This window comes from Vibrio sp. 1078-1 (genome assembly GCF_033340475.1).
Genome location: NZ_JAWOWM010000858.1, coordinates 1 through 526, shown reverse-complemented (window position 1 = coordinate 526; position 526 = coordinate 1). Strand labels below are relative to the sequence as shown.

At 45.2% G+C, this 526-nt stretch carries 1 protein-coding gene; it reads right to left on the bottom strand.

Annotated features, from left to right (window positions below; genetic code table 11):
* A partial coding sequence (locus R7190_RS30480) for a peroxide stress protein YaaA (RefSeq protein WP_318138293.1) occupies nt 1-461 on the bottom strand: 461 nt, incomplete at its 3' end.
* Nucleotides 462-526: the final 65 nt, after the last annotated feature.

Sequence of the window (526 nt, the reverse complement as noted above, 5' to 3'; positions counted from 1 at the left end):
TTATCGGTAATCACATTGCCCCAGAACTGGTACAGGTTGCTGCCTTTCTCGTTCGCCAGTTTTGTCCCCATCTCCAGACGGTATGGTTGCATTAAGTCGAGCGGTTTGAGCAGACCGTACAGACCAGATAGCATGCGTAAGTGTTTTTGCGCGTATTCGAAGTCCGCATCTGATAGTGTTTCAGCTTCCAAGCCCGTGTACACATCACCTTTAAACGCAAAAATGGCCTGACGCGAGTTTTCCGTTGTGAACGTTTCGCTCCACTCTTGGAATCGCCCGACGTTCAGATCCGCTATTTTGTCACTCACTTTCATTAAAGAGGCAACATCAGCAGGCGTCAGTTTGCGGCAAACGTCGATCAATTCTTTTGAATATTCAATTAACTCTGGTTGAGTAAATTTTTCTGTCGCTAACGGAGACTCGTAATCGAGGGTCTTCGCTGGAGAAACTACGATAAGCATGACTTTCACTTCCCTAATTTTGTTTTTTATTAGGGTACAAAAAAAGCCATGCATTGTCTGCATGG